General features: G+C 44.8%; 6 protein-coding genes. 2 read left to right on the top strand and 4 right to left on the bottom strand.

Going from position 1 to position 8,765, the window contains the following annotated elements:
• Nucleotides 1-145: 145 nt before the first annotated feature.
• From AB6F11_RS08955 to AB6F11_RS08940, 4 genes are all read right to left on the bottom strand, one after another.
• A complete protein-coding gene (locus AB6F11_RS08955; protein WP_017068971.1) occupies nt 146-1,450 on the bottom strand; it encodes an outer membrane protein transport protein in 1,305 nt (434 codons plus the stop codon).
• A 296-nt stretch (nt 1,451-1,746) separates the two neighbouring features.
• Complete coding sequence (locus AB6F11_RS08950) at nt 1,747-3,009, bottom strand: outer membrane protein transport protein (protein WP_102320197.1); 1,263 nt, start codon at nt 3,007-3,009, stop codon at nt 1,747-1,749.
• Between the two features lie 297 nt (nt 3,010-3,306).
• Nucleotides 3,307-4,035: a DUF3379 domain-containing protein gene (locus tag AB6F11_RS08945; RefSeq protein WP_017060647.1), complete on the bottom strand. Its 729-nt coding sequence runs from the start codon at nt 4,033-4,035 to the stop codon at nt 3,307-3,309.
• On the bottom strand, nt 4,028-4,576 hold the full coding sequence (locus AB6F11_RS08940; protein WP_017060646.1) for a sigma-70 family RNA polymerase sigma factor: 549 nt from the start codon (nt 4,574-4,576) through the stop codon (nt 4,028-4,030). The genes AB6F11_RS08945 and AB6F11_RS08940 overlap by 8 nt, the downstream gene beginning before the upstream one ends.
• Nucleotides 4,577-5,128: 552 nt before the next feature.
• Between AB6F11_RS08940 and fadI the strand changes: the two genes are divergently transcribed.
• Entirely contained in the window at nt 5,129-6,436 is a 1,308-nt protein-coding gene (gene fadI / locus AB6F11_RS08935) for an acetyl-CoA C-acyltransferase FadI (RefSeq protein WP_017060645.1), read from the top strand.
• The gene (gene fadJ, locus AB6F11_RS08930) at nt 6,436-8,652 is read left to right on the top strand and encodes a fatty acid oxidation complex subunit alpha FadJ (protein WP_102393290.1); all 2,217 of its coding nucleotides are present in this window, start codon (nt 6,436-6,438) and stop codon (nt 8,650-8,652) included. Before fadI ends, fadJ begins: the two co-directional genes overlap by 1 nt.
• Nucleotides 8,653-8,765 lie beyond the last annotated feature (113 nt).

Here is an 8,765-nt window from a genome sequence, read left to right as displayed (position 1 = left end):
TATAACTCTTTACCATGCTGTTCAAAAAACACTCACGAAAGATCAACACGCCCTAGAAACACGATTTAGAAAACCGATAAAAGACAGGCTCGATGTTGATGCAACATTGAGCCTTTTTAATATTTTCTACTTTTAGGGCGGTAGATTAGAAGCGGTAGTTCGCTTGGATGCCCACTAACCAGATGCTACCAGTCACTTCACCTTCGAAGTCACCACCAAATGGCGCAGAACTTGCGTCATCTTCAACCATTTTTGCGTCTTTCGCTAGGATGTAAGTGAAACCAGCGTCTAGTGTTAGTTGCTCAGACCATTGGTAGCCAGCACCAATACTCAACCAAGTGCGGTCTGTTTCCGGAATCGTCGCAGTACGGTGTTCATCGCTTACCGCTGAAGTGTCGTACGCAATACCAGAGCGCAGAGCTAACTTAGGTGTCATTTGGTAAGTTGTACCGATCGCAAAGCGGTAGTTGTCTTCCCAGTTCTCTTGCTTGATATCTTGAGTTCGAGCAGGACCGAATTCAGGGATGTCAGCTACTAGTTCTTCAAAGCTACTCCAATTAGTCCAGTTAACGCTCGCATGTACAGCGACTTTATCTGATAGTTGATGGAAGCTTGCAAGCTCGGCGGTTGCTGGCAATGCAAGTTGCATTGAGCCGTTATATTTTGACTTCACAGGAGTACCTAAAGCGCCAGCAACAGCATCAAAAGCGACACCATTTGCGTGGCCCTCAAGCGTTAGGTCTACTTCTGACTTGTAGGTAAAACCAAGGCGGTTGTTTTCATTGATCTGCCAAGCGGTACCAACTTGCCAGCCCCACGCTGTGTCATCACCTTCCATGTATTTTAAAGCTGTACCTTGAGGCATAGGAACTAGAGAGTTAACTGTAGATACCGCTCCAAAGCTACCTTCAGCCATGATGTAACGAATACCACCACCAATAGATACGCTTTCAAGTACTTGGTAAGCCGCGTTTAGGTTTAGCTCCATCGTAGTAACACTTGCTTCGTTACCGTGGTTTGCGCCACCAAAGTCTTTACCTAGGTCTGTTTCCATACCGTAGTTAGTGCCAGCAGCAAAGCCTAATGCGAACTTGTCGTTGTACTTATGAGAAACATAAAAGTTTGGGATTACTGCACTGTGCGCAAAATCGCTAGAATTTGACGAAGTAGATTGTCCCATCATGGACGTAGAAGTACCGTCGATATCGATGTTAGGGTCAACATAGATAGCACCAACAGAAACCTGAGTACCTTCTAGGTAAGTCAGCATGGCAGGGTTACGCCATTGTGCGTCTGCGCCGTCAGCCATTGCAGCTTCACCAGCGTATGCGCGGCCAAGGCCTGTTGCTGAGTATTCTGCTAGTTGAAAACCTGCCGCGTGAGTGACGGTAGAAGTCGAAAGTAGTCCAACTGCCACTGCAGCAGATAGAAGAGTCTTATTCATTTTCATTATTATGTTCGCTGAATCATAAGTATTTAGTGGCGTGATTCTACGTTTAGAGTCATTACTTTAAAAATGAAATTCGAATAAAACAGTGTTTTAGGGATTTAATGAGTAAATGTGTTTAATTATTAGAGAAATAATCTAAATGTTTCTGCTGTGTTGCGAAGTTTGAGCGTACACTTGTAGTCATATATTGACCTTGCAGGCTACAGTTGTAAGCTTAAATTGATGTAGGTCAGTGGTTTAGGCAATAAAAAAGGGTCGCATTATGCGACCCTTTGAGGTTTATAACCTAGCTTTTATTAGAAGCTACGGCTGTACTGTAGACCCATTAGGATTGCATCTGCACGAGTTGTTGCTGAAATTGACGAAACAACAGAAGTTGATTCATTAACTTTAACATCGTCGCCCATTAAGTATGTGAAACCAAAGTCTACGTTTGACGCTTCGTTGATGTGGTATGTGAAACCAGCTGAGAACCATTGGCGATCTGAATCTGGAACTGAAACTGAAGTGACTTCATCTTGTGCACTTGTGTCATACATGTAGCCGGCACGAAGTGTCCAATCGCGATTCATGTAATATGTACCACCTAGAGAGTAGTGCATACCATTCTGCCATTCGTAATTGTTTAGAACACCTGCTTTGTCTGCTTCTAGCTTGTCAAATGAGCTCCAACCAATCCATTGCACTGAGTAATGAACTGCGAATTTAGTATCTTCAATCTTGTGGAAACCAGAGAACTCAACCATATCAGGTAGAGGCATATGAAGGGTATCATCTTTATATTCAGTGCCTTGGTAGCTGATATCGCCTTCAGCTTCAAGTTTCGGAGAGTAGTGGTAAGCCAAACCAAAACGGTTATTTTCATTTAACTCGAAAACAGTACCAAGGTTAAAGCCCACAGCCCAACCATCCGCTTCAGCATCAAGAACTGTTTGACCTGCTTGTGGCAAGCCTGGGATTGGCGGAGTATTAACTTCCGAGCTCATTGTTCGTTTCAGTTCGCCTTTACCGTAAATAAGGTCAAGGCCTGCACCAAAGCTCCACTGTTTGTTTAGACGGTATGAACCAGCTAAACCAAAGTTAACACTTTTTACATCTGTTAGGCCGCCGTATTCACCACCCACATAGCTATCGCTGAATTCAGTTTTTGTACCGAAGTTAGAATAAGCATTTACACCCCATGCAAATTTATCATTTACTGGAACGATTAGATGAATGTTTGGTGCAATCGAAGTATCGCCAGCATCGTCATAGTCAGCATTGCTAGAATTACCGCCCATGAAGCCTGTGTAAGTAGCATCCTTGACTTCAATCATAGAAGTGATGCTTTCAAAACCAAGAGATAGTTCAGTTTTGTCAAACAGTGCCATTGCCGCAGGGTTACGTGCCATTACTGACGCGTTATCTGCGATTACTGCATCACCAGCGAAAGCACGGCCGATACCGGTAGCTGATTGTGCGTTAAGTTGGAAACCTGCTGCCATCGCTTGCGAAGACGCCAGTGTAATTGTTACTGCTAAAAGAGACTTTTTAAACAGACGCGTGTTGTTGGTAGTCATTCATTTATTCCTTTATATATCCGCCTCTACAGGGCGATTAATTTGAGCAATTGCTCAATGGTGGCTGATCCTATTCGCAAGTATACGATATACAAATCCGACCATTGGGAATTTTGAGTGGAAAATTATGGAAATGACGCCTATCTGGCACGAAAATGGTGTGAAATGCTGTTTTTTAGAGTTTTAACTCTAGAGGTATTGGTGGTGTGAATGGTTTTGTGGTTTATTTATAAATAAAGCCCAGCAATATCAGTAGTATAATTGCTGGGCCTTTTGTGACGGGGCTTTAAGAGCGAATCAGCTCATTGGTTTGATCATTTTTGTCAGCTTTTCGGCGATTTTGGAAACATCCTCACCATTTTCACCCACAAGGATTAAGCTGCTGCCATCTACGGGTGTTACCGAGCCGGACATGCCTTTTTCATCAAAATCGATAGGTTTGTCTGTTGGAATACCGGTTAAAAACAGTGTTACTTTGCCTTTTGCGCCTTGGAAGACCATATGTACTGCGTTGGATTTACCAAAGCCACAGTGGTTTAGGTAATAAACATGGTAAGGGAAAGCGTCATCAAACTGAAAAGCAAATGGGTTCATTTTTGCGTTGATCTGCTGCGATGTAACCTGTTCATCGATGCTACTAACAAAGCTCTTCTCATCAACAACATGCTTCATCGCTGTATCAACTAAACTAGCTTGCGCAGGTGAAACGAATGCATTTCCCCAATTCACTTGGCCAACTAATAAACCTGCAACGAATGCTACTGAGGCGGCCATTGCCATTGCTCGTCTCGCAAACGTTGGCCTTACTACTTTGCTTTCTTCGCTTGAGGTCTGATTGAACAGAATACGATCAGCAAGATCGTCTGGCACATCCACATTCATCGCAGAGTGGATCTGTTTATCAAGCGCTAGTACATCGTCTAAGAAGTTACTATTGGCTTCGCTATTCGCGGTCGCATCAACAATATCTTGTGTACGTTGTTTAGGTTCCGACAATACACGACGACGAAATTCCAAATCATCCATTATGTTGCCCCCTCTCTGCCTCTTCTGTATCCAACAGCTCTTTCAACTGATTTCGAGCTCTGAATAAACGTGTCATCACCGTGTTTTTGTTGAGATCGAGAATATCGGCAATCTCATCACCACTAAAACCACCAATCACTTGCAAGAAGAGAGGTTCACGGTAATCAATTTCAAGTTTCATGATCTGGGCTTGCAACCACTGATGCTGATGGTGCGGGTCATCACTGACACTAGCATCGTTACCGTGATCGTCGATATCAACCAGATCAAACTGTTTGCGTTCAAAACGTCGAGCGTTCTCGCGTCTCAAGATGGTAATCAGCCAAGATTTGGCGGCTTTTTCATCTTGAAGGCTATCGAGTGACTTCCATGCACGAAGGCAAGTTTCTTGAACTAAGTCTTCGGCAATGCTTTTGTCTTTGCATAACCAATAGGCGTAGCGAAAGAGGTCACGATGATAGGCGCGCACAAGTGCTTCGTATTTTCTTTGTTTGTCCATATCAGAGTTGACCGGACGCTTGGCTGTTTTCTTTCCAAACATTTTTATTATTGACACACGAGCCTCCATAATTGCTCTGCGTATAGCTGTCCTCTATACGTTGTGCTTCGTTTTTATATTTTTAGAGCTAACGATCGGCAGGAAATCGTAAAATCACATTAAAATTGATCTACTTCAAAATCTAAGGCCTCGAACTCGTTATAGTACACCTTGTCGTCTAGTTAGTCATTCGTGGCTAGCATGTTGAGCAAGACGACACTTCCTTTTGAAGGCTGACTTTACTTTCTCCTAATCAGGAAACTGATTATTTCAATTGGCGCTAAGTTAATTGCTTTATATACATTCCGACCACACAGCTTTGTGTGGTTTTTTTTTGCCTCAAGAAAACCATTCCCTACACAGCGATAACAGTCTTTGCTTACAATAGTTTAGTCTCTTACGACAACCTTTCCCCCAAAAAGGTTCGCCTGAATGTGCAGTTATATTTTCAAACAGTGAGATACTCGTATCACGTTTATTTAAACGCTCGTTTGATTTAATTAACAACTTCTTTACAATGCTTCAGGTCAGACCTCTTAACTTTAAGGAGAAACCATGGGCAAACAGGAAGTCAAAACGCGTTCTGGAGAACGTGTTGCCGTTGTCGCTGGATTACGAACCCCATTTGCTCGTCAGAGCACAGAATTTAGCCAAGTGCCTGCGGTTGACCTAGGCAAAATGGTTGTGAGCGAAATGCTTGCAAGAACGGATGTCGATCCTGCGCTTATCGAACAAGTTGTGTTCGGCCAAGTAGTGCAAATGCCAGAAGCGCCGAACATTGCGCGTGAAATCGTGTTGGGCACAGGCATGAACATCAATACCGATGCCTACAGTGTCACACGAGCATGTGCGACCAGCTTCCAAGCGGCAGTTAACGTGACCGAAAGCATTATGGCTGGCACGATTGATATCGGTATTGCGGGCGGTGCGGACTCTTCTTCTGTATTGCCTATCGGTGTTTCGAAAAAGTTAGCGGCAAATCTATTAGCGCTGAGTAAAACGAAAACTATGGGTCAAAAGCTGAAAATTCTTAAAACACTTTCCGTAAAAGATTTGATGCCAGTACCACCTGCAGTTGCTGAATACTCGACCGGTTTATCCATGGGACAAACGGCTGAGCAAATGGCTAAGACGCATGGTATTACTCGCGAAGCTCAAGATGCACTTGCTCACCGTTCTCACTCTTTGGCTTCTCAGGCATGGAAAGAAGGCAAGATTAAAGACGAAGTGATGACGGCATTCCCGGCACCTTACAAAAAGTATCTAGCGGAAGACAACAACATTCGCCACGACTCAACGGTTGAAGGATACGCCAAGCTACGTCCTGCTTTTGATAGAAAGTACGGCAGTGTAACGGCAGCCAATGCTACGCCACTGACTGATGGCGGTGCAGCAGTGATGTTGATGCGCGAAGGTAAAGCGAAAGAACTAGGCTTAGAAGTGCTTGGTTATATTCGTGGTTATGCGTTCTCAGCGATTGGTGTTGAAACAGATATGTTGATGGGCCCGACTTACGCGACCTCACAAGTATTAAAGAACACCGGTTTAGAGTTGTCAGACCTTACACTGATCGAGATGCATGAAGCATTCGCTGCCCAAGTTTTGGCTAACGTTAAAATGTTCGCGAGCGATGAGTTTGCACAGAAGAATCTTGGCCGCGACAAAGCGATCGGTGAGATTGATATGGAGAAGTTCAACGTGCTGGGTAGCTCGATTGCTTACGGACATCCGTTTGCAGCGACTGGCGCGCGCATGATGACTCAAACATTACGTGAACTGAAACGTCGCGGTGGCGGCTTGGCATTGAACACAGCTTGTGCGGCTGGTGGTTTAGGTGCAGCAATGATCTTGGAGGTAGAATAATGTCTACGACTCTTGATGCAACAACAGAAAAAGAAACAGTCGCTCAACCAGATTCAACCTCTGCGACTGAATCAACCAAAAAGAAAGCGACAGCATTTACTCTCAATATCGATGAGCAAGATATTGCTTGGTTAGCGATTGATGTACCAAACGAGAAAATGAACACGCTGCAAGCGGCTTTTGCTGAAGAAATGAAAGCCATCTTCGAGCAACTCAAAGAAAAGCAAAGCCGAGTTAAGGGCCTAATCGTTCATTCTCTTAAGCCAGATAACTTTATCGCTGGTGCTGATGTAAGAATGCTTGATGCGTGTAAAACGGCTGACGAAGCACAGTCTCTGGCTCGCCAAGGGCAGGAGATGTTCCAAACGCTTTCTGAACTACCGTACCCAGTAGTCGCAGCGATTCACGGCCCATGTTTAGGTGGTGGTTTAGAGCTTGCACTGGCGTGTGATTACCGTGTATGTACCGATTCAGATAAGACTCGCGTTGGTCTGCCAGAAGTACAGTTAGGTCTGTTACCAGGCTCTGGCGGTACACAGCGTCTACCTCGCCTTATTGGTTTGCTGCCATCTCTTGACCTAATCCTTACGGGTAAGCAACTGCGCGCTAAGAAAGCGAAATCGCTCGGTGTTGTCGATGCTTGTGTGCCTGAAACTATCCTGCTTGAAGTCGCTAAAAGCTTTGTTGAAAAGAATACGGGCAGTAAAAAAGGTAAGCGCCTTGCGTCGAAAAGCCAAGCGTCGACCAAAGAAAAGCTGATTTCACGTAACGGCCTTGGTCGTAAAGTGATTTTTGAACAAGCTTCTAAGAAGACCAATCAGAAAACACGTGGTAATTACCCAGCAGCGGATGCGATTTTAGACGTGATTCGTTATGGCCTTGAGAACGGCTTTGATAAAGGTCTTCAGTATGAAGCGAAGCGTTTCTCAGAACTGGTTATGACTTCAGAGTCTAAAGCCCTTCGTTCGATTTTCTTTGCAACCACGGAAATGAAAAAAGAACACGGCGCAGACGCAGAACCCAAAGCGGTTAAGCGTGTTGGTGTGCTAGGCGGTGGTCTTATGGGCGCAGGCATCAGCCATGTCAGTGTTACTAAGGCGAAAGTGCCTGTACGCATTAAAGACGTATCAAATGAAGGTGTACTGAACGCGCTTAACTACAACTTCAAGTTGTTCGATAAGCAGCGTAAGCGTCGCATTCTGAGCCGAGCGGGCCTTGAAAGTAAGATGCTTCAACTGTCTGGTGGTATCGACTTTACGAGCTTTAATCACACCGATGTGGTGATTGAAGCGGTATTTGAAGACCTCGACCTTAAGCAGTCAATGGTTGCGGACATCGAAGCCAATGCCAAGCCAGAGACTATTTTCGCGACGAATACGTCTTCATTGCCGATCCATAAGATTGCGGAGAAGGCGCAGCGACCAGAAAACGTGGTCGGTCTTCACTACTTCAGCCCAGCCGAAAAAATGCCGCTAGTAGAAGTTATCCCTCATGAAACTACGTCAGAAGAGACGATTTCTACGGTTGTTGCATTAGCGAAGAAGCAAGGTAAAACGCCGATTGTTGTGAAAGACACGGCTGGTTTTTATGTGAACCGTATTCTTGCTCCGTACATGAACGAAGCAGCGCATTTACTGCTAGCGAACGAGCCGATTGAAAAGCTCGACAGCACGTTATTGGACTTCGGTTTCCCGGTTGGTCCTATCACTTTATTAGATGAGGTGGGTGTTGATATCGGTGCGAAGATCATTCCGATTTTAGTGAATGAGCTTGGCGATCGTTTCCAAGGTCCTGATGTGTTCGATATTCTTTTGAATGACAATCGTAAAGGCCGCAAGAGTGGTAAAGGTTTCTACACTTACAAAGGCAAGAAGAAGGAAGTGGATAAGTCAGTTTACAAGCTGCTTAAGCTGCAACCAGATCCTAAGTTGAGCGATAACGATATCGCGATGCGCTGTGTGTTACCTATGCTAAACGAAGCGGTTCGTTGTCTAGACGACGGCATTATCCGCAGCCCTCGTGATGGTGATATCGGTGCGATTTTCGGTATCGGTTTCCCGCCATTCCTAGGTGGTCCGTTCCGTTATATGGATCAAATCGGCATTAAGTCACTGGTTGAGATGATGAACGACTTCGCTAAGAAGTACGGTGATCGTTTTGCGCCATGTGATGGCCTACTGACACGCGCTGGGTTGGGTGAGTCTTTCTACAATTAACTCTATAACTCATTGATTAATAAGCCCGTATCAAGCGATTGATGCGGGCTTTATTTTTATGGAGATATGCTAAAGGAGTGAGATTCCCGACTCAGTCGTTCCTCCTTCTCGGG

Origin of the sequence: Vibrio sp. 10N.247.311.14 (genome assembly GCF_041467715.1) — a bacterium.
GTDB lineage: Bacteria > Pseudomonadota > Gammaproteobacteria > Enterobacterales > Vibrionaceae > Vibrio > Vibrio crassostreae_C.
This window is presented reverse-complemented; position numbering and strand designations above follow the sequence as displayed.